Genomic DNA, 24,621 nt, shown 5'->3' on the forward strand with positions numbered 1-24,621 from the left:
TTCCAATAAGAGTTGGAGGGAAATCATGAATTACAAAATTGAAATAGTAAGCAATATGAAGATGGTGTATATGAGGAATATAGGACCATATGGTAGCAAAGAAAATGTAGAGATGATGAAGAGATTTAAACAATGGATCTATCAACATCAATTAAATGATGAATTAAAGGAATATGGTATATATGGTGTTCCTCAAGATGATCCTGGAAAAATTCCACCAGAAAAATGCAGATACGACCTCATGTTGATGACAAATAGAGATTTCTCAAAAGATCAAATGGTTCAGACTGGACATGTTGAAGGGGGAAAGTATGCTGTGTTTACAGTGACACATACAACCGAAAAAGTGAATTTGTTTTGGAGTCAATTGCCTCAAATGATCCAAAACAATCAATTGAACATGCGTCAGGCATCTATTATGGAGAGATATAGAGAAGAAGAAGGCGTGTGTGAATTCTTACTGCCTATCTTTTAAACATTTGAATGAAGTTCAATGGGAAAGCAGATCTGTATGGTCTGTTTTCTTCATATAAATATTCTTAAATTGCCTAACTTCAAATGCTATACTATGGCTAAACCATTCATGAAGGGTCATGATAGGAGGAGCATTGAGTGATATTCATCATAGGCATTATCATTGCTTTTATGATTGCTATTTTAGGTTTTACTGTTTTCGTAGATGTAGGGAATGGATTGGGAGCGGCTCTTAGCATCATCGGAGGAATGGTCATTTTATTTATTGCCGGTAGATTACAAAGGCGAAAAGAACAGAATGATCCAAACATATTAGTGGACAACATGATGATGCTTTTTCATGAAGATGGGTTTCAAGCATCTACCTATATCTTTTCAGAGCAAGTTGATAAGGGCTTTGCGATTGATGATGAGTTAAAGAAAATGCGCTTTATTAAACATCAGCCTGGCGAGTCAACTAGAAAAAATAGATTTGCAGTCACTGAACTATCCTTGAAAGATTTGAAACAAGTTGTGATGTTAGAAGATGGGGTGCCGATTGATTCAGCTAAGAGTGATGAGGAGGTCTCGACGCTTGAATTAAGATTAATAATGAATGACCAAGAGTCATCAACGATCACGTTCAACTTCTTGCAATTTGATGTGCCTGTTCATAAAAACAATGCTCAATACTTAGCTGAACGGGAAAATTTGCAGGAGATTTATCATGAGATTGATGCAATGATGAAATTTGCGGATGAAATTGAATATCATCGTTTATAGAGAAGAAATCACAGTTGATGTGGTTTCTTTTTTTGTGAGACAAGACAAAGTAGGTTCAGTCATTGTAGTTGAATGTTTTTCTTAAAAATGAATAAAGATAGACTAGACGCACAAGTGAACATGGAGATAGAAAGAACGCTCATGTGATGAGGAGGAAAAATAAATGAAAAAGCTATGCAGGGAAGTCTGGATCGAAGTCAATCTTGATGCGATTAAAAGAAATATCGAAGCCATTCAAGCGCATATTCCAAGGAAAAGTAAGATCATGGCTGTCGTGAAGGCAAATGCTTATGGACATGGCTCAGTGGAGGTTGCGCGGCAGGCATTGGAAAGCGGTGCGACAGAGCTTGCAGTTGCTAGCTTGGAGGAAGGCATTGTGCTACGAAGAGCAAAAATTGAAGCGCCGATTTTGGTTCTTGGATTTACTCCACTCGACTGTGTGAAAAGGGCTGCGGACTGGAGAATTGATTTATCTGGCCTTCGTGAAGACTGGATTGTTGAAGCAAATGAGATCTTAGCAGAAGAAGAAAGTCAGCGCCGGCTTGGCATACATGTCAATGTCGACACAGGGATGGGGCGACTAGGTGTACGAACGAAGGAAGAGCTGTTAGGAGTGGTGGAAGCTCTTGAAAAGAGTGAAAACCTCAGGTGGGACGGGATTTTTACACATTTCTCTACTGCGGATGAGCCAGACCCTGATTTCACGCTGCTGCAGCACAGTATTTTTATTGATTTTCTTCGTTTTTTGAAAAAACAAGGAATTAAGCTACCAACCGTACATATGAACAATACAGCGGCTGCCATCGCGTTTCCTGAATTTAGCGCCGATATGATTCGGCTAGGCATCGGGCTATATGGACTGTATCCTTCGCAATACATTGAAAGCTTAGACGCTGTTCAGCTAGAGCCCGCTCTCAGTTTAAAAGCGAGAATTGCGTTCGTGAAGGAGATGGTGACAGAGCCAAGAACTGTCAGCTATGGGGCAACGTATGTAGCAAAGCCGGATGAAGTCATTGCCACCATACCGATCGGTTACGCAGATGGGTACTCACGTGCTTTATCCAATCGGGGATTTATGCTTTTCAGAGGAGAACGAATGCCGATTGCTGGCCGAGTCACAATGGATATGACGATGATCAGTTTAGGAGAAATGAAAGCAAAGCAAGGCGAGGAAGTCGTCATATACGGTCGTCAAAAGGGCGGAGAAATTTCTGTTGATGAAATCGCCGAAATGCTGAATACAATCAACTACGAAGTCATCGCCACACTAAGCCGCCGAGTCCCAAGATTTTATCGTCGAGGCGGGAAGATTATTAAAATATCGACGCCGGTGATGTATGTGTGAGTTCAATTTGTTTCTAAAACGGACCGTAAATGAAAATCCGAATAGCCCCCTTTACATGGCAAGGGGGCTAACTTTCAAGAATTAAGCACGATACTCTTTATCTAAAATAAGAATGGGTTTAATCGTAGATCCATTTTTAGAATCTTCAAAGGCTTGTTCAATATCTTCCAATTCGTAGAATTTTGCTAGTTTCTCAACTGGGAATTGTCCATTTTTAAAGAACTTCACTAGTTTAGGAATAAATAGTTGTGGAACGGCATCCCCTTCTATCACACCTTTTAATGTGAGCGCATTGAGCATTAGATCATTTGTTACATTAAATGTTAAATCGCGCTTCCCTACGGCTACTGTTGCACAAGTCCCTTTGACACGCAGGCAATGAAGAGCTGCTAGAGTGACTTCTGGTACGCCAGTTGTTTCAAATGAGTAATGTGCCCCTTTTCCTTCTGTTATTTCCTTAATTTTTTCAGCTGGATTCTCATGTTTACTGTTGATGATATGTGTTGCACCTAATTCTTTTGCTAACTCAAGGCGGCTATCATGAATATCAACGGCAATAATCGGATCACAGCCTGCAATTTTTGCTGCCATTAACCCACTTAACCCAACAGCGCCTGTACCGAAAACAACAAAGCTTGTTCCTGGTGCTGGAGCAAGTGAATTTAAGACAGTACCGCTCCCAGTCATTAAGCCGCAGCCAAATGGTCCTAAATAACGTAAATCGGTTTCTTTGTCTACTTTCACTACATTTTTTTCATCAACCGTTGCATATGTACCAAATGATGATTGACCGAAAAATTGTGATACATCTTCATGATCATGTGTATGGATAGGCGTTTCATTATGCTTATTACGACCAGAAAAATTCAGTGGAATCATGTTTTCACATCCACCAGCGTTCCCATCTAGACAATTATGACAATGACCACAATAAGCGAAACCTAGTACAACGTGGTCTCCTTCTTGAACAGTTGTGACATTAGAACCTGCTTTCACAACAATGCCAGAGCCTTCATGTCCTAATAAAGCAGGACGTGGGACAGGGAGCGTTCCATCTAATACTGTGGCATCAGTATGACAGACGCCAGATGCAATGATTTTGACAAGCACTTCATCTGCTTTTGGATCATCTAGTAATAATGTTTGTTTCTCGAAATCTTTTTCATTTGTTGTGACCATCGCTTGAATTTCCATATCATGTGCCCTCACTTTTTGTATAGTATGATATTCTAAAGAAGTTAGATCAAATGTCACAAAAAATTCATTTCTTTATGACTAAGTTGATTGTAGGACGAAAGTTTTTTTGTTTCAATCAGCAAAAAAACTTATGTGTATAGGTTTTCAACACATAGGAATTTATGTATCTCTAATCAACATTTTTTTAAAAGTGTCTAAAGGAGGGGCCGATGATGAAAAAAGAGGATCGCCGTGTTGAGCGAACAAAAGAAACACTTCGACAAACATTCAAAATACTTGTAAAAGAAAAAGGATATTCGCACGTAAAAGTGAAGGATATTGTGGAAAAGGCAAATTATAACCGGACGACGTTTTATGTGCATTATGAAAGTAAAGATGAACTAGCAGCAGATTTTATTCACCGGGAAATGGAAGATTTCGAATATGAATTTTGTAAACCGACTCGTGAAAATCCACTGTTAGATTTAACTCGCATGAAACCAGAAGGCACGGATGTATTTCAATATATCGTCGAAAATCGTGACTACTATGATTTATTAGTGATGGAAGACCGCATCCCTCAAATAAAAGAACAATTGCTTAAGAAAATACAATATATCTTCGAACATAGAATGTCGTTTGTAAGTGATCAGTATGCAGAAATCAACGACAGTTATTTTATCCAATATCGTTCATACGGTATTTTTGGTTTTATCATTGAATGGATCAGAAATGACTACAATGCGTCTCCCCCTGAAATGGCACGCCGCATTATCAATTTATTATATAATCAATCCTCACTCATGATTCAGCTGAAAGGCGAAGAAACGATGATGAAAACGTAATGCTTGGAACATATCCTTTATAACACTACATATTTAGATGATTGAATGAGTGACTTTTGGTTTCATTTGATTTTTAAAGTGATGAGCATAATAAATGGCCTTTTACAAGTAAGAAGGATCTAAGTGGTGTACCAAAATATCCTAATGTTTGATATCAAGCAATACTGATATTCAAATAATGGAAAAACTACTGATGATTAATCAGTAATTTTTGTGAAATTGTTAAAATAAGGACTAATGTCATTAAAAATGCGATATTTTTAAAAAAATCTACTAAACATCCTATTACCACGTCCGATAATAAAATTGTCAGGGTTGATAAGCCCTAGAACGAAGGACTTTTTTCAGACAAGGACGTCTGTCAGGTCCCACATACATGGAGGTAATAGGAAATGAGAATTAACCACAATATCGCAGCACTTAACACACTGAACCGTTTATCTGCAAACAACGGTGCGAGCCAAAAGAACATGGAGAAGCTTTCTTCTGGTCTTAAGATCAACCGTGCAGGAGATGACGCAGCAGGTCTTGCAATCTCTGAAAAAATGCGTGGACAAATCCGCGGATTAGAAATGGCTTCAAAAAACGCACAAGATGGTATCTCACTTATCCAAACAGCTGAAGGTGCATTGACTGAAACTCATTCAATCCTTCAACGTGTACGTGAGCTTGTTGTTCAAGCTGGAAACACGGGTACACAAGACGATACAGATCTTGGTGCAATTCAAGAAGAAATCAAGAACCTTGTCCAAGAAATTGGTAATGGTTCTGAGAAAAACGGTATCTCTGATCGTACTGAGTTCAACGGTAAAAAATTGTTGAATGGTGCTTTCGCTGATGGTACAGCTACTTTAACATTCCAAATCGGTGCAAACAAAGCACAAAAATTAGATGTAAATATCGAAGCAATGTCTTCTGATAAAATTGGTGCTGTTGATAATAATGGCGATCTTGTAGCTGGAGAGGCAATTTCTAATCTTGATGTAACACAATTTGCTGCTGCTACACCAACACTTACATTCGATAAACAACTAGACATCGTAGATGGTGCGATCAAACAAGTTTCAGATCAACGTTCTAAACTAGGCGCAGTTCAAAACCGTTTGGAGCATACAATCAACAACCTTGGAGCTTCATCTGAGAACTTAACAGCTGCTGAGTCTCGTATCCGTGACGTTGACATGGCGAAAGAAATGAGTGAGTTCACGAAGAACAACATTCTTTCTCAAGCGTCTCAAGCAATGCTTGCACAAGCGAACCAACAACCACAAAACGTACTTCAATTACTTCGTTAATGACAGGCCCCTTTATGGGGCTTTTTTGTTCCTATTAATTTAATACAGGCTATGTGATCATCACTTGAACCAATAGCAAAATAGAAACCTTTTTAAAACTAAATAGTGAACAAAGATATGTAAAATTGACCAATAAATATTAAAAAATGTTAAACTTCCTGTGGAATAATCCGATAAAAGAATTGTCAGGGTTTTTTAAGCCCTAGAATCAAGGACTTTTTTCAGACAAGGACGTCTGTTAGGTCCCATATACATGGAGGTAATAGGAAATGAGAATTAACCACAATATCGCAGCCCTTAACACATTAAACCGTTTATCTGCAAACAACGGTGCGAGCCAAAAGAACATGGAGAAGCTTTCTTCTGGTCTTAAAATCAACCGTGCAGGAGATGACGCAGCAGGTCTAGCAATCTCTGAGAAAATGCGTGGGCAAATCCGCGGATTAGAAATGGCTACTAAAAACGCACAAGACGGAATCTCGCTTATCCAAACAGCTGAAGGTGCATTGACTGAAACTCACTCAATCCTTCAACGTGTACGTGAGCTTGTCGTACAAGCTGGAAACACTGGAACACAAGACGATACAGATCTTGGTGCTATCCAAGAAGAAATTGCTAACCTAGTTCAAGAAATTGGTGACGGTTCTGGCAAAAATGGTATCTCTGACCGTACAGAATTTAACGGAAAGAAACTACTTGACGGTTCTTTTAGCGCAACTGGTGCTACACCAAAATCATTAACTTTCCAAATTGGTGCAAATAAAGCACAAAAATTAGATGTGAACATCGAAGCAATGTCTTCTACAGCACTTGGTGCATTAGAAGCTGACGGAACTCTTAAAGCAGACCACGCAGTATCTGACATCGATGTAACACAATTCGCTGATCCGACTGCTACTGGCGCACTTTCTTTTGATGATCAATTAGATATCGTTGATGGAGCGATCAAACAAGTATCTGACCAACGTTCTAAACTTGGTGCAGTCCAAAACCGTCTAGAGCACACAATCAACAACCTTGGTGCTTCTGGTGAAAACTTAACAGCTGCTGAGTCTCGTATCCGTGACGTTGACATGGCGAAAGAAATGAGTGAGTTTACAAAGAACAACATTCTTTCTCAAGCGTCTCAAGCAATGCTTGCACAAGCGAACCAACAGCCACAAAACGTACTTCAATTACTACGTTAATGAAGAGCCCTTTATGGGGCTTTTTTTGTTTCCTAACTTAATACAGTTCATAAAACTGAATATGTTAAAATGCGATAAAAAATATTAAAGAATGTTAAACTTCCTATAAAATAAACCGATAATACACTTGTCAGGGTATATAGACCCTAGAACGAAGGACTTTTTTCAGACAAGGACGTCTGTCAGGTCCCGCATACATGGAGGTAATAGGAAATGAGAATTAACCACAATATCGCAGCACTTAACACATTAAACCGTTTGTCTGCAAACAACGGTGCGAGCCAAAAGAACATGGAGAAACTTTCTTCTGGGCTTAAAATCAACCGTGCAGGAGATGACGCAGCAGGTCTTGCTATCTCTGAAAAAATGCGTGGACAAATCCGCGGATTAGAAATGGCATCTAAAAACGCACAAGACGGAATCTCGCTTATCCAAACAGCTGAAGGTGCATTGACTGAAACTCACTCAATCCTTCAACGAGTTCGTGAACTAGTTGTACAAGCTGGAAACACTGGAACACAAGACGATACGGATCTTGGTGCTATCCAAGAAGAAATCAATAACCTAGTTCAAGAAATTGGTAACGGTACTGATAAAAATGGTATCTCTGATCGTACTGAGTTCAACGGTAAAAAATTGTTGAATGGTGATTTTGAAACAGCTACATTAACTTTCCAAATTGGTGCAAACAAAGCACAAAAATTAGATGTAAACATCAAAGCAATGTCTGCTGATAAACTTGGAACAGACCCAACTGATGCAACTAAAACAGTTTCAGCTCTTAAAGTAACTGATTTTGCAACTATTGCAGCAGGTGCTGCAGGTGGTTTCAATGATCAATTAGATATCGTTGATAATGCAATCAAACAAGTGTCAGATCAACGTTCTAAACTTGGTGCGGTTCAAAACCGTCTAGAGCACACAATCAACAACCTTGGTGCATCTTCTGAAAACTTAACAGCTGCTGAGTCTCGTATCCGTGACGTTGACATGGCGAAAGAAATGAGTGAGTTTACAAAGAACAACATTCTTTCTCAAGCGTCTCAAGCAATGCTTGCACAAGCGAACCAACAGCCACAAAACGTACTTCAATTACTACGTTAATGACGAGCCCCTTTTATGGGGCTTTTTTTTATGCTATTTTTTCTTCGCATTTTCTCCAGTCTTATGATTCTTAAATCCCTCTGATAAATCATGAAAAATGACCTTTAAATTTGGCATACTCTAGCGAAACGATCATAACGAATGAGACTTTTACCTCATTTATTCCTTTTTTGTTAAACAAATTCCATTAAAGATCGATAAATGAATTGTAAGGCTTGCAAAAAAAATCTAATTTAGAACTTTTGGACAAGGATGTTCAATTGGTTCAAAACATGGAGGTCATGAAACATGAGAATTAACCACAATATCGCAGCACTTAACACACTGAACCGTTTATCTGCAAACAATGGAGCAGGACAAAAGAACATGGAGAAACTTTCTTCTGGTCTTAAAATTAACCGTGCAGGAGACGATGCAGCAGGTCTAGCAATTTCTGAAAAAATGCGTGGTCAGATCCGCGGTTTAGAAATGGCGACGAAAAATGCTCAAGACGGTATCTCTCTTATTCAAACAGCTGAAGGTGCATTGACTGAAACTCACTCAATCCTTCAACGTGTACGTGAATTAGTCGTACAAGCTGGAAACACTGGTACACAAGATGAAACAGACCTTGGTGCAATTCAAGAGGAAATTGATGCACTAGTTCAGGAAATTGGAAACGGTACAGATAAGAACGGTATTTCTGACCGTACTGAATTCAACGGAAAGAAACTTCTTGATGGAACTTTTGCTGCTGAACCAGAAGGCGGAGAAGCGAAAAAACTTACTTTCCAAATTGGAGCTAACGGTGCGCAGCAATTGTCAGTTCATATTGAAGCAATGTCTGCTGATAAACTTGGCGTTGAGGATAAAACCGTTTCTACGATTAAAGTAACTGATTTCGCCGAAATTGCAGCAGATGAAGAAGGTGGATTTAACGATCAATTAGCAATCATTGATGGAGCGATCAAACAAGTTTCAGACCAGCGTTCTAAACTTGGAGCCGTCCAAAACCGCCTAGAGCACACAATCAACAACCTTGGTGCTTCTGCTGAAAACTTAACAGCTGCTGAGTCTCGTATTCGTGACGTTGACATGGCGAAAGAAATGAGTGAGTTCACAAAGAACAACATTCTTTCTCAAGCGTCTCAAGCGATGTTAGCACAAGCAAACCAACAGCCACAAAACGTACTTCAATTATTACGTTAATCAAAAAGCCCCATTAAGGGGCTTCAGCTTGTAGACAAAGTCTACAAGCTTTTTTGTATAATAAGGGTAATAACAATAATCTGTGGGGGATAAACATGTTATCGAAACGTGAAGAAGAAAGAAGAAATCAATTAGAAGTAGTGGCTTTAGATGAATTAGTGCCTGAAGATCATCTTGTGCGGAAAATTGAACAAGCAATCGATTTCGACTTCATTTATGATCTTGTCAAAGATCATTATAGTTCTGATAATGGTAGACCAAGTGTTGATCCTGTTGTTCTCATTAAGATGGTCTTAATCCAATATCTATTTGGTATTCGCTCTATGCGTCAAACCATTAAAGAAATTGAAACCAACGTGGCTTATCGTTGGTTTATTGGATATGGGTTTTCGGAGAAAATTCCGCACTTTTCTACCTTCGGTAAAAACTACGTGAGACGCTTCCACGATACAGATTTATTTGAAGAAATTTTTTACCGAATCTTAAGAGAAGCGATGAAAAAAGGGTTCGTTGACCCGTCTATTGCCTTTATTGATTCCACTCATGTCAAAGCGAATGCCAATAAGAAAAAACTTGAAAAGAAAATCGTTCGGGTAGAGACGAGAAGTTATCAAAATCAGCTTCATGAGGAGATCAATGTTGATCGTGAGGAACATGGAAAAAAGCCGTTACCCCTACAGAATAAAGAGAAGAAAAAAGAAATGAAAGTCAGTACAACTGACCCAGAGAGTGGCTATTATGTAAAGGATGAACGTGAAAAGTCATTTGCTTATTCATTTCATACAGCTTGTGATTCAAAAGGATTTATTTTAGGCTCGCTGGTCACAGGCGGAAATGTTCATGATAGTCGTATGTTGGATTCACTCGTATCAAAGGTGACAGAGAAAGTCGGAAAACCAAATGTAGTCGCAGTAGATGCGGGATATAAAACACCTTACATCGCTAAGTTCTTAATGGATCAAGAGATAAGACCTGTCATGCCATACACTCGTCCAAGAACAAAAGCTGGTTATTTGAAAAAGAATGAATACGTATACGATGCATATTTTGATTGTTACATTTGCCCCAACGGGCAAATTCTCTCTTATCGTACAACGACTAGAGAAGGTTATAAGCAATATGCGTCCGATTCAGAAGTATGTAAGTCCTGCTCGTTTTTAGATAACTGTACCCAAAGTCAAAACCACACCAAACAAATTCATCGGCATATTTGGCAGGGTTACCTAGATGAAGCAGAAAATCTGAGACTTACTGAAATAAATAAGAGCATCTACGCAAAACGGAAAGAAACGATTGAACGCGTTTTTGCGGATGCAAAAGAAAAGCATGGTATGCGTTGGACGAAACTTCGTGGACTGAAAAAAGTTTCAATGCAAGCGATGCTTACTTTCGCTGCCATGAACCTTAAAAAGCTAGCAAACTGGACATGGAAAGTACCATGTCCAGCGTAAAACACATGATGTTTTTTCAAAAAAAGTGAAAACCCCATTTTTACTTGAAGTAAAGGTGGGGTTTGTCTACGGTCTGAAGCCCCATTAAGGGGCTTTTTTTTGTTTCAATTGAATAACAGGAGTTGCTGTAAACGAAAGTCAGGAACCGCTTCATGGAAAAAAGCTCGATTGCGTTCATCGTCCTGTTGATCCCACTGATTCCACCATTCAGCCGTTTCTCCAGAAGTGTCAGCTTGAATCATGTCATGCAGCTGTTCTAAGTTGATGATGTCTCTCGGTTCTCTTAAGAAAGAATGCATCCGGTGGTACGCCACAAGACGTTCAGGCTGTTTTGTTAAAATGGCGTATTGTACGTAGCGATTTAAAAATCCTTGTACGAACGTCAAATGGGGGATGGTTGTTTCTCCTTTTAATTCAACGCCTTCCCACGCCATATCAGCAATCGCACAAAGCCACCAGCCAAGTTCATTGGCATGCTGCATTTGTTGTAATGTGTCCTTTTCAAAAGATAGCCGCTGATTCTTTTGTACTTGTTTGAGCATACGCTCAAGAACTTGTGCTTCGAGTGCGGCCTTTGTCATTCCTTGCCCGTGAATGGGATCTAATGTACACAAGGCATCGCCCATCACCAATAATCCACTTGGCCAATCATTCATTTGTTCATAGTGATTTCTCACGCAAGAAGGGACTCTAAATCCTTTTGGCATTGTATAGGGCGTTAAATGGGTAATGGCATCTGCGATTGCTAGATGCGTGAGTGCAGCTGTTTCTGAATCAAATTGATTAACGTCTGTTGTTGGATAATGTGATCCGCCAGCTGCAGAGAGAAGAACAGCTACTAAATCATCATCTACCCGTTCAAACAGTCCTGTTGGGATTTGCCTTTCCGGCTGACCTACGACGACCATTGATTGCTGGTATGGCGCTTCTGGTGGTATCTTGTAGTATCTTGTGCTGTAGCCTAGTGACACACTTAATTCATCTGTCTGCGGTAAGGGCAGTCCAGCATCTTTCAGCCATTTTGGCAATTTAGACATTCTTCCAGACGTATCGATCACTAAGTCTGCTTTCATTTCAAAAATGCGTCCTGGCTTTGCATGCCGATCTTTCATGACCAGTCCGATGACTTGGTTTGTTCCCTCTTTCAACTGAAGTGAGAGGGCTTCATGTTTTTCTAAACATTGCACCCGTCCCTCATTTAATATTCTTTGCATCAGCACCCACTCTAGCATGGCACGTCTTGTGACCGCTGTTACTTCTGTATCAGTAAGCGTTAATTCACCGTCTTTTGTGATAAAACGAGAGGTTTGATCCAATGTATTAAATCCGCCCATTGTCAGTAACTCTTTTGTATAACCAGGAAATAGACGTTCCACTATTTGCTTGCCTAGTGGTAGCATTCTATGTGGATGAAAAGCTTGAGGAGTGCCGAGACGATTCTTAGGAGAGTCTGGCATTTCGTCCTTTTCGATAATGAAAACTTGATGATAAAACGTTGATAAAACTTTTGCAGCAAGTATTCCCGTCATACCGCCGCCAATGACGATCGCCCGCTCATATGTCATAGGTTGTCTCACAACATGCGCCTCCAATGAATATATAAAATGATTACATGATCATTTCATCATATGTTGATGCTTAAATTATAGCAAATATTCGTTTTGTTGAATATAGAGAGGGAATTCCCTTCTTTTTACTCGTATATATGAGAAATAACTTATTATTTTTAAAAAAAACTATTATTTTAAGAAGAACGACCGATACATAATATAAGGGGGTAGAGAAATTGGATATACTACAGAGTATAGTAACAGCAGCACCTTATATGATGCAGATTTTAAAAAATGAAGTAACGATGGGTGTCATTGATCGAGAGAAATTTTTGCTGTATTTGCCATCGAAAGATGTTGATTTTCAAATTCGAGCTGGTGAACGTATTAAACCAGATGATATGAATATGAAAAAAGCGCTGAGAGGAGAGACATCAAGTATGTTTGTACCTGAATCAGTATATGGAGTACCTTTAAATGCAATGGGATTACCCATTTTTGATGAAAATGGGCAAGTGATTGGTGCCCTCGCTTTAGGATTTCCGCTCAAAAATCAAATAGAGCTTGAAGCGTATATGGATTCATTGAATGACATTATTCAAAGTATTCAAGAAAAAGTGCACGTGGTGGCGGCACATTCAGAGGAGCTCTCTGCTACAAGTGAGGAGATGACCTTACAAACGCAGCAAACGCTTGAAAGCTCAAAACAAACTGCCGATATTACTAAAATGATTAAAGGCATTTCGAGACAAACGAGTTTGCTAGGATTGAATGCGTCAATTGAAGCGGCCAGAGCAGGAAAAGATGGAGCAGGTTTTAGTGTTGTAGCAAGTGAGGTTCAAAAGCTTTCAAGTGAAACTTCACGTGCAACAGAAAACATCGAAAGTTCATTGCAAGGCATTTCCTCCAATATACATACATTGCTTGAAAGTATGGATCATATGAAAGGTTCTTCATCAGAACAGGCCTCACTTGTGACAGAGTTTAGTGAAATTGTCGATCGATTGACGACGGTTAGTCAAGATATGAAGAAATTTATGCAAACGGTCATGTCAACGTAAAAAACGAATCCAAGAGATTCGTTTTTTTGTATGTTGTTATTTTCTCTTGTTCTGATCAAAGCGATAATCGTACGTGTCGCCCTTCACTACATTTAAAAACTCATGTCCAATTTGAACAAGCTGTCCGTTTTTCCATTGGATGAGAGGGTCTTTATCAGGGTATTTCCAGTAAATTGTCTTCTTGCGATGGGTTAATTTGTTTTCAATTTCTGCTCTGACTGCGTTTTCCTTTAGCTTTCCTCCGCTATGCTGATAGGTGTTGATGATATACATTCCGTCAGGTGATGATATCGAGCGGATGAATGTTCCATGAGACACGCCTTGAAGAGAGAAGCATTTCCAATAAATAATGCCAGCGAAGCTAAGGAGTAAGATGATAAGGGTGAGGGTGGTTTTCTTTTTTAACATGAATTCCTCCAGGTATAGATTGCAATATTTCTAATTTATGAGAGAGAATACAAAAAGATTCATATAGTCCAAAAGTTCTATTCGTTTCAATTATCGGTCATTTTTTCTCAAAATTCAACAGAATGCCGTAAATGTAAGGAAAATTTAAGGAAGAATTCAACTGGTATTTTTGATTCAAAACCTCTTTACAAAAGAAGGAGGGATCAGTAGACTTATGCTCATATAAAGAAATGGAGCAGATGACATGAGGCAAATGATCGATACGTATCAAAGTTATGAAGAGCTTTCCGCTCATGAAAGAAAAGGGATTGATTATCAAATTCTTCATGAGCGGAAAGGTGACCAGCTACTAGTTTTGTCGCCTCATGCCGGAGGAATTGAATCGGGCGTGAGTGAGCTCATTCATGAAATATCTAGTGACTATTCTATGTATTTATTTGAAGGCCTTAAAGTAAAAGGCAATCATGTTCTTCATATTACAAGTACACGCTTTGATGAGCCGCTTTGTCTTTCAGAGGTCCATTCCCATCATTATACGTTTGCACTTCATGGTTACGGTGAAACAGAGGTGCTTCAAACGTTAGTGGGGGGGACGGACAGAGAAAGAGCGGCAGAAACTGTGAAGCGTTTAACGCAAAATGGCTTTCATGCATTGTTGCTATCCGAAAATGATCGTTTTTCTGGAACACATCCTGATAATATTAATAACAAATGTCTGACAGGAAAAAGTGTACAACTTGAAATTAGTCAGGCGCAAAGAAGAGCATTCTTTCAAGACTTTAGGCGTCGCTACCGGCGAGATACACAAACTGAACAATTTTATCAGTACACAAATGTACTTAAACAAGTATTAGCCCTTTATTGAATAAACTTTTCTGCGATGATTTACGTTTGATAAACGACTTCTTTTTCTGCGACCTTTTCTGCTTTCATTAAATAAGACGTAAACTCCTGCTGAAAGCGAATACCTGCTTTTCGCTGTTCGAATAAGGCAAGCCGTTTTTCAGCAAAAGCCCAAGTGACGTGAAACGTTTGAGCAATATGCAAAATGGCTTGCTGCCGAAGGGTTGGAAGCTTCATTTTCAGCAACAGAAAGGTTGGCACACAAAAGTGATACATGAATTGTTTTGCCTGAAACTCCTGCAATTCTCGAAAGAGTTTGTTCATTTTGAAATGATTGCCTGTATGCTTTAGCACATGACAAAGCTCGTGGGCAAAATCCTGCCACTGTTCTTCAGGTGATAGGGATCTGTTTAATATAATACTGTAAAGACCTTGATGCTGGATCATCATGCTACCAGTCTCCTCATAGTGGATCCATACACGAAATTCAGAAGCAATCCTTTGCATCTCTCTATAAGCAGGACCGCTTATTTGTAATTGAGCATATAACCGCTTAATATCTTCTTCTAAATGGGTTAAAAAACCAGTCATTTGAAAACCTCCATACAAACGTATGTTCTATTTTTGGCGTAAAAGAAAAGTCCGTATAGGACTAAATAGCTAAATGAGCTATTACTTACTTTTATTATCGGCTTATTTTTATCAATTTTAACATAAATTCAAGGAGAAATGGAATTAATTCCTGTTTTTTTCTGTATTTTTGCACTTTTTTCACGACTAAAAAGAGTGAATTGAATTCAAATTTTACCATAGTCTTCTCATGAAAACAAACAAGTATTGTCTTACGAATGCCACTGATTGATGAGAAAGATCAATTCAATCTAGCAAAAGGGAGTGCAGTACATGGTACAAATTTATCAAGATTTTATTCCAGTTGGAAACGGAAACCGCCCAGGATATGCGATGACACCGGAGTATGTAACGGTGCATAACACAGCAAACACGTCAAAGGGAGCAGATGCAAAAAGTCATGCGGCCTATGTAAAAAGCCCAACGACAGAGGTGAGCTGGCACTTTACAGTGGATGATCATGAAATCTTTCAGCATCTGCCGTTAAATGAAAATGGCTGGCATGCAGGGGATGGTCATGGGAATGGTAACCGGAAGTCGATCGGTATTGAAATTTGTGAGAATGCAGATGGAAATTTTCAGCAAGCGGTCAAACATGCACAATGGCTCATTCAAAAGCTGTTAAAAGAACATCACATTCCGCTAGCAAACGTGGTCACACACCAGTACTGGTCTGGAAAAGCATGTCCACGCCAGCTTCTTGCTACTTGGAATGAATTTAAAAAAGGGATTGAATCGGCAGAAGATCCGGAGACGGTCATTACGTATGTCGTGAAAAGCGGGGATACGTTAACAAGTATTGCGAAAGCTCATGGCGTCACAGTTCAAGATTTACAGAATTGGAATGACATTAGCGATCCGAATAAGATTCAAATTGGACAAGTTCTCAAAATTTATCGAAACGATGCAAAGAGCTTGTATGAGCTGCCAGATGGGGTTTTAAAGATGACTTCTCCATTGACAAAGGGAGAGCATGTACGCCGCGTCCAGCAGGCGCTTGCTGCTGTTTATTTTTATCCTGATAAAGCAGCTGCAAATAAAGGAATAGACGGAGTTTATGGAGAAAAAACGGCGAACGCCGTAGCGCGTTTTCAGCTGGTAAATGGTCTGCCAAGTGATGGGGTATACGGACCTAAAACGAAGGAAAAGCTTCTGAAGCTGTTAAGTCAGTGAGTGTTTCTGTTTGTATGATTGGATGACTGCTTCACTTTGCTCATTTAATCGACGCATATAAGGCGACGACTTATATTCAGCAAATTGAACATATCTCAATTGTTTGATTTTCTTTTTCATTTATTGGCACCTCAATCGTTGCAGCGTATAGATTATTGTATGCAAGTCTATGTAAAAATGGAAGCAGGACGCGGATTTTGTTCCGCGTCCTTTAGTGTAATCAAGCCCTTTTATTTTTATACTCATCCAAGAGCTGTTCATTCTTTTTGAAAATACGCTCAGTATGGGGGCTTACCTTGTAATCTGCCATACTGATATGTTGCTTTTTCTTTAAAATTTTAAATGGGTTTTTCTTGCGATTGTTGTTATCCCCTTGAAGTGCGTGGTCCATCTTCATCACCTTCCTCTTCGTCAGGCAAGATTAGATCATAAATTGTTGTAAGTGACGTCATTAATAAATAGTCGAACTCAGTGACAATGTCATCAGAGGTAAGCTTAATGACGAAGTGATCATCTTCTACTGAAAACGGGATGAGCACCAATTTGCCGAAATCATCGTAATAGACTTCCTGCCTGTCAAGCTTCGCCTGAATAAGAGCTCGCTGGTCAAGTGTCCGCAGCAGGTCATCTTTTTGTTCCTGCGTATCGTATGGACAAAGAACCGCTTGAATATTCATCTTGTCGGCAAAAGAATAAATGAGCCGTTCAATTCCCTCTATATATGCCTCTACACTTCCATAATATACATGAATCGGTTCGTTTTTCAATAGGTATTGGTACGTTTTTAGCTTATTGAGGTAAGAATGAAGTAGATCGTTATTTTGTTCTAGGAGTTGGTGGGTGTCGGTTTCTAGTTCGTGATTTCCGAGTTTTTTAATATAGGAGCTGAGAAAGATGAATGCATCGGTTAGTGCGAAAAAAACAGCAATGATCAAGTAGTGCATCCAATCGGTGAAGATTGAAGAAGGGTCATTTGTCCAGTACACTACAGCACCAGCTACATAAATCCAATACCACGTTTTACGAATGGCAAACATCTTTTCTTTTACTTTTTGTTCAAAACGCCATACGGCAAATACATATACAGCAAGGGCACCTAGCAATAACCACACGGTCAATTGAAAAAATAATAGCATGTTCTTCTCTCCCATAGACAGATGGATACTTATTTATTTCTATGGATATGATTGGAAACCCTGCTTCATGAAAAAATGGCTGGGTGTTAAAGAATGCAGGCAAATAAAAAAAGACCTGTCAGACAGGTCTTTGATATTAGATAATCGCATTTAACACAAAGTATATAAGAGCCCCGAGAGTTCCTGAAATCGGTAATGTGATCACCCAAGTGACAAGCATACGTTTTGCTGTACCCCAGTTTACTCCTTTTACTCTGTGTGCAGAACCTACACCTAGAATAGAAGATGAGATCACGTGAGTGGTACTAACAGGTAAGTGAATAAATGTCGCACCGAAGATAATCGCTGCCCCCGTTAAATCGGCAGATACTCCGTTTACAGGACGAATTTTCATAATTTTACCGCCGACTGTTTTAATAATCTTCCAGCCGCCAATAGACGTACCTAGTCCCATTGCAAGTGCACAAGAGAATTGTACCCAGAAAGGAATATCGTCTGTTGTATGCAAATTACCTGCAATTAAAGCCATCGTAATAATTCCCATCGCCTTTTGCGCATCGTTTGTTCCGTGGGTATACGATTGTAGTGCGGCAGTTAAAATTTGAACACGACGGAATTGTTTATTTGTTTTTGCGAGATTGTGGTTTCTAAATATAAATTTAACAATGGTGTACACGATATATCCTAATACGAAAGCTAGGATAGGTGAAAGCAATAGTGCTTGAATGATTTTAATGAATCCCGAATAGTTTAAAGCGCCAAAACCAGCAGAGGCAATAACAGCTCCTGCAATTGATCCGATCAGTGCATGCGATGAACTACTCGGAATCCCGTAATACCAAGTAAGCAAGTTCCAAGTAATGGCCGCAATTAAAGCAGCTAAAATGACAACAGAACCGTTTTGAAGCGTGAAAGGATCTGCGATGTCTTTTGTAATGGACTTTGCCACACCTGTAAATGTCATTGCTCCTAAGAAGTTCATGAACGCTGCCATAATAATAGCATGTCTAGGCTTTAACGCCTTTGTTGAAACCGAAGTGGCAATGGCATTTGCTGTATCGTGGAATCCATTGATGAAATCAAAAGCAAGTGCACAAATGACAATAAATATGGTAAGGATGAGTAATGTGTCCATGTTTAACTAACCCCGTTACGCATTCTTCATAATGATTGTTTCTAGATTGTTGGCAACACCTTGACAGGAATCAGCAATTTCTTCGAGTGTTTCGTAAATTTCTTTGTATTGAATGACCTTAATTGGATCCGTTTCTTTTCCAAACAAGTTTTTTAGTGATTTACGATAAAGATTGTCACAATTATGCTCGATCTCTTTGATTTTGATTGCGTGTGGTTGAATATCTTTTAAGCGATTTTCAGCCAATAAATCGATTGTAATTAAAATTTCCTTTGCACATTCTCTGATGTAGTGGCTGAATTTGTCGATATGTTCGTCAGAGCTTGTCATTGAATAAATTTCCATTGTTGCTGAAAAATGCTCAATTCCATCTAAAACATCGTCGAGGCTATTCGTCAATTGAAGAATGTCTTCACGTTCAATCGGTGTAATAAAGGCTTTGTTCAGCTCTTTAATCATAGTATGAACATGATTATCACCTTTTGTCTCATATTCCTTCAATGTGTCAGAAAATTCTTTCAGAGTGGTTTGATTTGTTACTTTATAGCTAACAAAATACTCAGCAGTTTCATCTAAATTTTTAGCAATTTCCGTTAACAAGACGGAAAACTTGTCTTTTTTCCTTTTTAACATGTAAAAACCCTCCATTGTATAAATGAGACAATGCACACATCAAATAATTATATAGTCTTTTGTCGAAAAAAAACAGGTGTAGTCGAAAATTTCTTCACTTTTTCTATTTGATCTTATTCTGACCTAAAGATGTGTTCTCAACACACCTTTTTCAGAAAGGAGAAAAGAAATGAAAAAAGCGGTCCATTTTTGGCGCCGCTTAATGCTTAAGAAGCTGAATAAATAAGTTTAAATCGCTCGCAAACGAGGAGCATGTCTTCTTTAAATTCTAATCCGTACGGTTCGAGTGCTTCTGTGAAAAATTCTTGATGGGCTCTGTACCAATAGTGATAAGAAAGATCGCCTTCACCTTCTGCTTGGGCAAATGATTCTGGAACCTCGTTCATCGGCATGACATCTACATGTGTGATCTCTATGATGGCTTTTGGTTCGTCATGGCTGTCTAAAATGACCGCATATTGTCCTGCCTTTGGAAGCGGCTCCTGTTCCTTTTCGTAAAAAAGATGTCCAGAACAAGTCGCTGTTTTTTTCCCTTGCAGAACAAGGTCAAGCAAATGATCTGGGTCTGCTCCAAATGCCCAAGCGGAAACAGATGCGTCAATTGGTGCGCTTTCTAATTTTTCTTTCCAATATGTTTCCCAAAATAGGGTGCTCTTCTGATTCATCATTTTTCCCCCTTCGTGATGCGTTTATTATACCGCGAAATCAAAAACATGAAAGGATAGTGTCTTTATCCCTACTTAATAAGTGTGTCATATGTTTTGAAAACCCGCTTTATATTTGATGAATATAGGATGATAGGATGAAAAAATTAGAAATTTTAGAATAATCTATTGTATTCTGGTCAAGAAGTCGGTATGGTCAAAGTAAGAATATGGAAGGGGTGTTGTGTATGAAACGCATTTCTCTAACTATTTTGTCCATATGTCTGCTTGTTTTCTCGTTTTTTCTGCCTGTCAGTCAGGTCACTGCAAACGAACCTCATGGGAATAAAGTAGCTGTTGGGAAAGATGGCATGGTGGCTACTGCCCATCCGCTTGCATCAGAGGTGGGTGCAGATGTATTAAAGAAAGGTGGAAACGCTGTTGACGCTGCTGTTGCCATCCAGTACGCACTCAATGTGACAGAGCCCATGATGTCTGGAATTGGTGGCGGAGGATTTATGATGGTTTATGATGGGAAGACAAAAGAAACATCCATCATCAATAGTCGAGAAAGAGCACCACAAGGCGCAACACCAGACATGTTTTTAACAGATGAAGGGAAAGTCATTCCGTTTGCAGAGCGATCCACACACGGTAACGCTGTTGGTGTTCCAGGGACTGTAAAAGGTCTTGAGGCGGCATTAGATAAGTGGGGGACCCGCTCGATGAAGGAATTAATTAAGCCTTCCATTCAGCTGGCAGAGGATGGATTTGAAATCGATTCTGTCCTAGCAAAAGCCATTGACGATCATCAAGGAAAATTGAAGAAAACGGCGGCAGCGCCAATCTTTCTTCCAAATGATCAGCCGCTCAAAGAAGGAGACCTCCTCGTTCAGCCAGGTCTTGCAAAAACATTTAAACTCATTGCGAAAAAAGGAAGCAAAGCATTTTATGAAGGAAAAGTAGCAAAGGCACTTGCAAATACAGTCCAAGATTTTGGCGGGACGATGACAACTGATGACATTGCTCGTTATGAGGTCGAGACTGACAAGCCTATCTGGGGAGACTATAAAGGATACCAGCTTGCAAGTATGCCTCCACCAAGCTCAGGCGGGGTGTTTATGCTGCAAATGCTCAAAATACTTGATCACTTTAACCTATCTCAATATGACCCCAAATCATTTGAAAAATATCAACTACTTGCTGAAACGATGCATCTCTCCTATGCTGACCGTGCTGCATATGCCGGCGACCCCGAATTCGTAGATGTTCCACTAAAAGGACTATTAGACGATGATTACATTTCAGAAAGAGCCTCTCTTATTCAATTAGATCAAAAGAATCGTAACCCAAAAGAAGGGGATCCGTGGGCGTATGAGGATGAAAAAAATCCATCACCTATTGTTCCGCAGCCTGAAGATAAAACCATTGGTGAGACCACACATTTTACTGTTGCCGATCAGTGGGGAAATGTTGTGTCATTCACGACAACCATTGAGCAGTTATTTGGTACAGGGATTCTCGTCCCGGAATATGGTTTCTTCTTAAACAATGAACTAACAGATTTTGATGCAAGACCAGGCGGAGCAAATGAAGTTCAGCCGAATAAACGACCATTGTCCAGTATGACACCGACCATCATTTTTAAAGATAATGAGCCTGTCATGACAGTAGGTTCGCCGGGAGGAACGACTATCATTGCCTCTGTTTCACAAACCATTTTGAATTTGCTTGAATATGAGATGGAACTTCAGGATGCAGTTGAAGAACCAAGAATTTATACAAACAGCCCAACATCTTATCGTTATGAAGTAGGTGTCCCTCTCGATGTAAGAACAAAGCTTAATGATCTGGGACATCGTTTTGGCAATTCGCCTATTGATATAGGAAATGTCCAAGCGCTACTCATTGATCGAAAAGCAGGAACCTTTACTGGAGTGGCTGACTCTTCGAGAAACGGAACTGCCGTTGGCGTCAATTTAAAGCTCTCAGCCCAATAAGAACATTTCCCGGGAAAAGAAGCGCCTCTTTAGGATGGCGTTTCTTTTTTTATTTAAAATATTAGAAACACAGCTGATTAGAGAGAGAAAGTCACATTTAATAAGAAGTAGAACAGATTTGAAGAAAGATGTAGAAAAGATGGCATCTTTTTTTATAAAATTTTTCCTAGGGACATTGACTTATAATTTAGAATATTATAATATCTTTACAAAGGTAACAACATTGAACATTTTTCAGGATATGTATTTGTAAGCGCTTTATAAAAGGTTCTATTCCGAAATGTTCTTTCTTTTTGTTACATGTGTTCATATTTATACCAAATGAAAGGGGTGGTTGTTTGAACAACTTGTTTGAGTTAGATGAACAGCTGATCAAATTGCAGTACGATGCATCTTCGAGAGAGGAGGTGACCACATATTTAGCAGAGCGATTAGAAGCGGGAGGATATATTAAATCGAGTTTTTTACCAGCGGTGCTGGAAAGGGAAAAAACATATCCTACAGGCCTTCCACTTGCGACCTTTGGTGTAGCAATTCCACATACAGATCCAGAGCATGTGAATAAACCGGCGATTAGTGTAGCCACTTTAAAGGAACCTGTTATCTTTCACAAGATGGGAAGCCCTGATGAAACTGTGCAAGCCAAAATTGTGTTCGTCCTAGCAATCTCTGAACCTAGTAAGCAACTTGTGATGTTAGAGAAGCTCATGACACTTTTTAGAAAAGAAGAGGTGATGACGAAGCTGTCTGATATGACGTCATATGAAGAAGCGGTTGATGTGCTTCAGAAAGAATTAAATCAATAGACTTTCACAAAACAATGTAAGCGCTTTATCTGAAAAATCCAGGAGGTGGATGTATGATCAAGCAAGTTGTCGATTTTATATTAGACCTTGGACCAACTATTATGCTCCCGATTATTATGACGCTTTTCGGTATGATTTTAAGGCAAGGCTTTAAAAAATCCTTCCGAGCCGGTATTACGATCGGAATTGGTTTTGTCGGTGTCAACCTTGTTATTAATTTACTTGTGAGCGGCCTTGGGCCAGCAGCAAAAGCCATGGTTAATTCCCTTGGGCTAAAGCTTGATATTTTAGATGTTGGTTGGCCGATTGGAGCTGCTATATCCTTTGGTACACCCGTTGCCCCTTTGATGATTCCCCTTGTGCTTTTGTTAAATGTCATCTTATTGTCCGTTAACTTTACGAAAACACTGAATGTGGATATTTGGAACTTCTGGCATTTGATTTTCGCAGCCTCTGTGACTTACTACGCTTATCATAATATGTTCTTGGCACTTGCTGTTGGGTTGATCGTCTCTGCTATCACGCTTAAATTAGCCGATTGGACGGCACCGACAATCGAACACCATTTTGGATTGAAAGGCGTATCGATGGCTCATGCTGAAACGGTCAACTTCGCGCCGCTTATGTATGCGTCCAACCGCATCATTGACAAAATCCCTGGCTTAAACAAAATTCATGCTGATCCAGAAACATTGAAGAAACGTTTTGGTATTTTTGGCGAACCGCTTGTGATGGGTCTCATACTTGGTATCATTATTGGTCTTTTAGGTGGCTATGATGCGAAAGGCGTCATGACGCTTGGTATTCAAATGGCAGCAGTTCTTGTGCTCATGCCAAGAATGGTTGCGTTATTAATGGAAGGTCTTATTCCAATCTCTGAGGGCGCTCGTTCTTATATTCAAAAGCGCTTCCCAGGGAAAAATGTCTATATTGGCTTAGATACAGCAATTGTAATTGGTCACCCGGCGAATATGGCGGTAGCCCTTCTTATGGTGCCAATTACGATTCTACTTGCAGTCGTTCTGCCTTACAACGGCATGCTACCGTTTGCTGACTTATCAGTTCTACCATTTACAGTTGTATGGGCAGTAGCCGCCGCTCGTGGAAATATAATTCGTGGACTTATTAACAGTATTTTCACATTAATGATTGTCTTCTTTATCGCAACGAATCTTGCACCACTTGCGACAACAATGGGGAAAGCAGTCGGGTTTGACTTCCCAGAAGGAGCCAATATGATTTCAGGTATTGACCTTGGTTCCCACGTCATTCCTTGGATCATGGTGAGACTTCTTGATCCGAGCAATCCGTACTTTATTGCAGCCATCATCTGTGCTTTGGCTTACGCGCTTCTATGGTACTGGGTGCGAAATGATATTAGAAAGCAGTATGCGAAAGAAATGGGCTTAGATCAGAAAGATCAATAAACGAGTTGGAGGGATTCTTATGGCAAAGAAAATATTGGTTTCATGCGGAACAGCGGTTGCAACATCAACGGTTGTTGCTAAAAAGGTTGAAGAGACGTTAAAGGAAAAAGGATACGATGTTGTGGTGGAGCAGTGCAAGGCATCAGAAGTCCCGCAAAAAGCGGAGGGCGCCGATTTAATCGTGACGACCACACCAGTGAGTGATACGAAAGGAACGCCTGTCATTCAAACATTATCTTTTTTAACCGGATTTGGCATTGAAGATGATATTGAAAAAATCATCGATCATATTAAGTAAACAATCATCCCATGGAGGAGCTTTCGTGGCTCCTTCTATGTATCTGAAAG

At 39.6% G+C, this 24,621-nt stretch carries 26 protein-coding genes; 16 read left to right on the forward strand and 10 right to left on the reverse strand.

The window, feature by feature from the left end; all coding sequences use genetic code 11:
- Window positions 1-25 precede the first annotated feature (25 nt).
- From MHI35_RS05900 to alr, 3 genes are all read left to right on the forward strand, one after another.
- On the forward strand, window positions 26-475 hold the full coding sequence (locus MHI35_RS05900) for an AraC family transcriptional regulator (RefSeq protein WP_211063097.1): 450 nt from the start codon (window positions 26-28) through the stop codon (window positions 473-475).
- A gap of 137 nt (window positions 476-612) precedes the next feature.
- On the forward strand, window positions 613-1,236 hold the full coding sequence (locus MHI35_RS05905; RefSeq protein ID WP_335349201.1) for a hypothetical protein: 624 nt from the start codon (window positions 613-615) through the stop codon (window positions 1,234-1,236).
- A 163-nt stretch (window positions 1,237-1,399) separates the two neighbouring features.
- Window positions 1,400-2,581, forward strand: a complete 1,182-nt coding sequence (gene alr, locus MHI35_RS05910) for an alanine racemase (protein ID WP_335349200.1) — start codon at window positions 1,400-1,402, stop codon at window positions 2,579-2,581.
- A gap of 81 nt (window positions 2,582-2,662) precedes the next feature.
- On the opposite strand, the gene MHI35_RS05915 is transcribed toward alr, so the two are convergent.
- Window positions 2,663-3,775 carry an NAD(P)-dependent alcohol dehydrogenase gene (locus tag MHI35_RS05915; protein ID WP_144523114.1) on the reverse strand — a complete coding sequence of 371 codons (1,113 nt, stop codon included), beginning with the start codon at window positions 3,773-3,775 and terminating at the stop codon, window positions 2,663-2,665.
- 215 nt (window positions 3,776-3,990) lie between these two features.
- On the opposite strand from MHI35_RS05915, the gene MHI35_RS05920 reads away from it, so the two are divergent.
- The 6 genes from MHI35_RS05920 to MHI35_RS05945 all read left to right on the forward strand — a co-directional run bounded on the left by MHI35_RS05920 (window position 3,991) and on the right by MHI35_RS05945 (window position 10,827).
- Complete coding sequence (locus MHI35_RS05920) at window positions 3,991-4,602, forward strand: TetR/AcrR family transcriptional regulator (RefSeq protein ID WP_260983039.1); 612 nt, start codon at window positions 3,991-3,993, stop codon at window positions 4,600-4,602.
- 392 nt (window positions 4,603-4,994) lie between these two features.
- On the forward strand, window positions 4,995-5,897 hold the full coding sequence (hag, locus tag MHI35_RS05925) for a flagellin Hag (RefSeq protein WP_144523112.1): 903 nt from the start codon (window positions 4,995-4,997) through the stop codon (window positions 5,895-5,897).
- A 269-nt stretch (window positions 5,898-6,166) separates the two neighbouring features.
- A complete protein-coding gene (gene hag / locus MHI35_RS05930; RefSeq protein WP_211063093.1) occupies window positions 6,167-7,084 on the forward strand; it encodes a flagellin Hag in 918 nt (305 codons plus the stop codon).
- Window positions 7,085-7,297: 213 nt separating this feature from the next.
- Complete coding sequence (gene hag / locus MHI35_RS05935) at window positions 7,298-8,188, forward strand: flagellin Hag (protein ID WP_058014234.1); 891 nt, start codon at window positions 7,298-7,300, stop codon at window positions 8,186-8,188.
- A gap of 288 nt (window positions 8,189-8,476) precedes the next feature.
- Window positions 8,477-9,376, forward strand: coding sequence for a flagellin Hag (gene hag / locus MHI35_RS05940; protein ID WP_012009643.1), 900 nt, complete (start codon window positions 8,477-8,479; stop codon window positions 9,374-9,376).
- A 95-nt stretch (window positions 9,377-9,471) separates the two neighbouring features.
- Window positions 9,472-10,827 (forward strand): IS1182 family transposase, encoded by a 1,356-nt coding sequence (locus MHI35_RS05945; protein ID WP_340991384.1) that lies wholly within the window; start codon window positions 9,472-9,474, stop codon window positions 10,825-10,827.
- Between the two features lie 104 nt (window positions 10,828-10,931).
- Here the strand turns inward: MHI35_RS05945 and MHI35_RS05950 are convergent, their stop codons facing one another.
- Window positions 10,932-12,404 carry an NAD(P)/FAD-dependent oxidoreductase gene (locus tag MHI35_RS05950; protein ID WP_335349215.1) on the reverse strand — a complete coding sequence of 491 codons (1,473 nt, stop codon included), beginning with the start codon at window positions 12,402-12,404 and terminating at the stop codon, window positions 10,932-10,934.
- A 209-nt stretch (window positions 12,405-12,613) separates the two neighbouring features.
- Here MHI35_RS05950 and MHI35_RS05955 point away from each other — a divergent pair, with 209 nt between their 5' ends.
- Window positions 12,614-13,438 (forward strand): methyl-accepting chemotaxis protein, encoded by an 825-nt coding sequence (locus MHI35_RS05955; protein WP_144523108.1) that lies wholly within the window; start codon window positions 12,614-12,616, stop codon window positions 13,436-13,438.
- Window positions 13,439-13,474: 36 nt separating this feature from the next.
- On the opposite strand, the gene MHI35_RS05960 is transcribed toward MHI35_RS05955, so the two are convergent.
- Window positions 13,475-13,846, reverse strand: a complete 372-nt coding sequence (locus MHI35_RS05960; protein ID WP_041815439.1) for a DUF5412 domain-containing protein — start codon at window positions 13,844-13,846, stop codon at window positions 13,475-13,477.
- Between the two features lie 244 nt (window positions 13,847-14,090).
- Between MHI35_RS05960 and MHI35_RS05965 the strand changes: the two genes are divergently transcribed.
- Window positions 14,091-14,711, forward strand: coding sequence for a poly-gamma-glutamate hydrolase family protein (locus MHI35_RS05965; protein ID WP_144523107.1), 621 nt, complete (start codon window positions 14,091-14,093; stop codon window positions 14,709-14,711).
- A gap of 20 nt (window positions 14,712-14,731) precedes the next feature.
- Here the strand turns inward: MHI35_RS05965 and MHI35_RS05970 are convergent, their stop codons facing one another.
- Window positions 14,732-15,280, reverse strand: a complete 549-nt coding sequence (locus MHI35_RS05970; protein ID WP_144523106.1) for an ImmA/IrrE family metallo-endopeptidase — start codon at window positions 15,278-15,280, stop codon at window positions 14,732-14,734.
- 312 nt (window positions 15,281-15,592) lie between these two features.
- Between MHI35_RS05970 and MHI35_RS05975 the strand changes: the two genes are divergently transcribed.
- On the forward strand, window positions 15,593-16,492 hold the full coding sequence (locus MHI35_RS05975; RefSeq protein WP_144523105.1) for an N-acetylmuramoyl-L-alanine amidase: 900 nt from the start codon (window positions 15,593-15,595) through the stop codon (window positions 16,490-16,492).
- Here MHI35_RS05975 and MHI35_RS05980 read toward each other — a convergent pair.
- From MHI35_RS05980 to MHI35_RS06005, 6 genes are all read right to left on the reverse strand, one after another.
- Entirely contained in the window at window positions 16,481-16,612 is a 132-nt protein-coding gene (locus MHI35_RS05980) for a hypothetical protein (protein ID WP_257474525.1), read from the reverse strand. The genes MHI35_RS05975 and MHI35_RS05980 overlap by 12 nt on opposite strands.
- 100 nt (window positions 16,613-16,712) lie before the next feature.
- Window positions 16,713-16,889: a type II toxin-antitoxin system SpoIISB family antitoxin gene (locus tag MHI35_RS05985; RefSeq protein WP_080984789.1), complete on the reverse strand. Its 177-nt coding sequence runs from the start codon at window positions 16,887-16,889 to the stop codon at window positions 16,713-16,715.
- Complete coding sequence (locus MHI35_RS05990; RefSeq protein WP_144523104.1) at window positions 16,858-17,628, reverse strand: type II toxin-antitoxin system SpoIISA family toxin; 771 nt, start codon at window positions 17,626-17,628, stop codon at window positions 16,858-16,860. The genes MHI35_RS05985 and MHI35_RS05990 overlap by 32 nt, the downstream gene beginning before the upstream one ends.
- Window positions 17,629-17,764: 136 nt before the next feature.
- Window positions 17,765-18,763: an inorganic phosphate transporter gene (locus MHI35_RS05995; RefSeq protein WP_058014225.1), complete on the reverse strand. Its 999-nt coding sequence runs from the start codon at window positions 18,761-18,763 to the stop codon at window positions 17,765-17,767.
- 15 nt (window positions 18,764-18,778) lie between these two features.
- Entirely contained in the window at window positions 18,779-19,396 is a 618-nt protein-coding gene (locus MHI35_RS06000) for a DUF47 domain-containing protein (RefSeq protein WP_012009652.1), read from the reverse strand.
- A 206-nt stretch (window positions 19,397-19,602) separates the two neighbouring features.
- On the reverse strand, window positions 19,603-20,061 hold the full coding sequence (locus MHI35_RS06005; protein WP_335349216.1) for an ASCH domain-containing protein: 459 nt from the start codon (window positions 20,059-20,061) through the stop codon (window positions 19,603-19,605).
- Window positions 20,062-20,288: 227 nt separating this feature from the next.
- Here MHI35_RS06005 and ggt point away from each other — a divergent pair, with 227 nt between their 5' ends.
- The 4 genes from ggt to MHI35_RS06025 all read left to right on the forward strand — a co-directional run bounded on the left by ggt (window position 20,289) and on the right by MHI35_RS06025 (window position 24,571).
- Window positions 20,289-22,040 (forward strand): gamma-glutamyltransferase, encoded by a 1,752-nt coding sequence (gene ggt / locus MHI35_RS06010; RefSeq protein WP_335349217.1) that lies wholly within the window; start codon window positions 20,289-20,291, stop codon window positions 22,038-22,040.
- 338 nt (window positions 22,041-22,378) lie between these two features.
- Window positions 22,379-22,846, forward strand: coding sequence for a PTS sugar transporter subunit IIA (locus tag MHI35_RS06015; protein WP_012009656.1), 468 nt, complete (start codon window positions 22,379-22,381; stop codon window positions 22,844-22,846).
- Window positions 22,847-22,899: 53 nt separating this feature from the next.
- Window positions 22,900-24,273: a PTS galactitol transporter subunit IIC gene (locus MHI35_RS06020; RefSeq protein WP_144472353.1), complete on the forward strand. Its 1,374-nt coding sequence runs from the start codon at window positions 22,900-22,902 to the stop codon at window positions 24,271-24,273.
- A gap of 19 nt (window positions 24,274-24,292) precedes the next feature.
- Window positions 24,293-24,571, forward strand: a complete 279-nt coding sequence (locus tag MHI35_RS06025; RefSeq protein ID WP_003212259.1) for a PTS sugar transporter subunit IIB — start codon at window positions 24,293-24,295, stop codon at window positions 24,569-24,571.
- Window positions 24,572-24,621: the final 50 nt, after the last annotated feature.

Source organism: Bacillus sp. FSL K6-3459 (assembly GCF_038003305.1).
GTDB classification, from domain to species: Bacteria; Bacillota; Bacilli; order Bacillales; family Bacillaceae; genus Bacillus; species Bacillus pumilus_O.

What these genes read in the sequence shown, in the direction of transcription:
- MHI35_RS05900 (WP_211063097.1), top strand. Translation starts at nt 26, where the DNA reads ATGAATTACAAAATTGAAATAGTAAGCAATATGAAGATGGTGTATATG.
- alr (WP_335349200.1), top strand. Translation starts at nt 1,400, where the DNA reads ATGAAAAAGCTATGCAGGGAAGTCTGGATCGAAGTCAATCTTGATGCG.
- MHI35_RS05915 (WP_144523114.1), bottom strand. Translation starts at nt 3,775, where the DNA reads ATGGAAATTCAAGCGATGGTCACAACAAATGAAAAAGATTTCGAGAAA.
- MHI35_RS05920 (WP_260983039.1), top strand. Translation starts at nt 3,991, where the DNA reads ATGAAAAAAGAGGATCGCCGTGTTGAGCGAACAAAAGAAACACTTCGA.
- hag (WP_144523112.1), top strand. Translation starts at nt 4,995, where the DNA reads ATGAGAATTAACCACAATATCGCAGCACTTAACACACTGAACCGTTTA.
- hag (WP_211063093.1), top strand. Translation starts at nt 6,167, where the DNA reads ATGAGAATTAACCACAATATCGCAGCCCTTAACACATTAAACCGTTTA.
- hag (WP_058014234.1), top strand. Translation starts at nt 7,298, where the DNA reads ATGAGAATTAACCACAATATCGCAGCACTTAACACATTAAACCGTTTG.
- hag (WP_012009643.1), top strand. Translation starts at nt 8,477, where the DNA reads ATGAGAATTAACCACAATATCGCAGCACTTAACACACTGAACCGTTTA.
- MHI35_RS05945 (WP_340991384.1), top strand. Translation starts at nt 9,472, where the DNA reads ATGTTATCGAAACGTGAAGAAGAAAGAAGAAATCAATTAGAAGTAGTG.
- MHI35_RS05960 (WP_041815439.1), bottom strand. Translation starts at nt 13,846, where the DNA reads ATGTTAAAAAAGAAAACCACCCTCACCCTTATCATCTTACTCCTTAGC.
- MHI35_RS05965 (WP_144523107.1), top strand. Translation starts at nt 14,091, where the DNA reads ATGAGGCAAATGATCGATACGTATCAAAGTTATGAAGAGCTTTCCGCT.
- MHI35_RS05970 (WP_144523106.1), bottom strand. Translation starts at nt 15,280, where the DNA reads ATGACTGGTTTTTTAACCCATTTAGAAGAAGATATTAAGCGGTTATAT.
- MHI35_RS05975 (WP_144523105.1), top strand. Translation starts at nt 15,593, where the DNA reads ATGGTACAAATTTATCAAGATTTTATTCCAGTTGGAAACGGAAACCGC.
- MHI35_RS05980 (WP_257474525.1), bottom strand. Translation starts at nt 16,612, where the DNA reads ATGAAAAAGAAAATCAAACAATTGAGATATGTTCAATTTGCTGAATAT.
- MHI35_RS05985 (WP_080984789.1), bottom strand. Translation starts at nt 16,889, where the DNA reads ATGAAGATGGACCACGCACTTCAAGGGGATAACAACAATCGCAAGAAA.
- MHI35_RS05990 (WP_144523104.1), bottom strand. Translation starts at nt 17,628, where the DNA reads ATGCTATTATTTTTTCAATTGACCGTGTGGTTATTGCTAGGTGCCCTT.
- MHI35_RS05995 (WP_058014225.1), bottom strand. Translation starts at nt 18,763, where the DNA reads ATGGACACATTACTCATCCTTACCATATTTATTGTCATTTGTGCACTT.
- MHI35_RS06000 (WP_012009652.1), bottom strand. Translation starts at nt 19,396, where the DNA reads ATGTTAAAAAGGAAAAAAGACAAGTTTTCCGTCTTGTTAACGGAAATT.
- MHI35_RS06005 (WP_335349216.1), bottom strand. Translation starts at nt 20,061, where the DNA reads ATGAATCAGAAGAGCACCCTATTTTGGGAAACATATTGGAAAGAAAAA.
- ggt (WP_335349217.1), top strand. Translation starts at nt 20,289, where the DNA reads ATGAAACGCATTTCTCTAACTATTTTGTCCATATGTCTGCTTGTTTTC.
- MHI35_RS06020 (WP_144472353.1), top strand. Translation starts at nt 22,900, where the DNA reads ATGATCAAGCAAGTTGTCGATTTTATATTAGACCTTGGACCAACTATT.
- MHI35_RS06025 (WP_003212259.1), top strand. Translation starts at nt 24,293, where the DNA reads ATGGCAAAGAAAATATTGGTTTCATGCGGAACAGCGGTTGCAACATCA.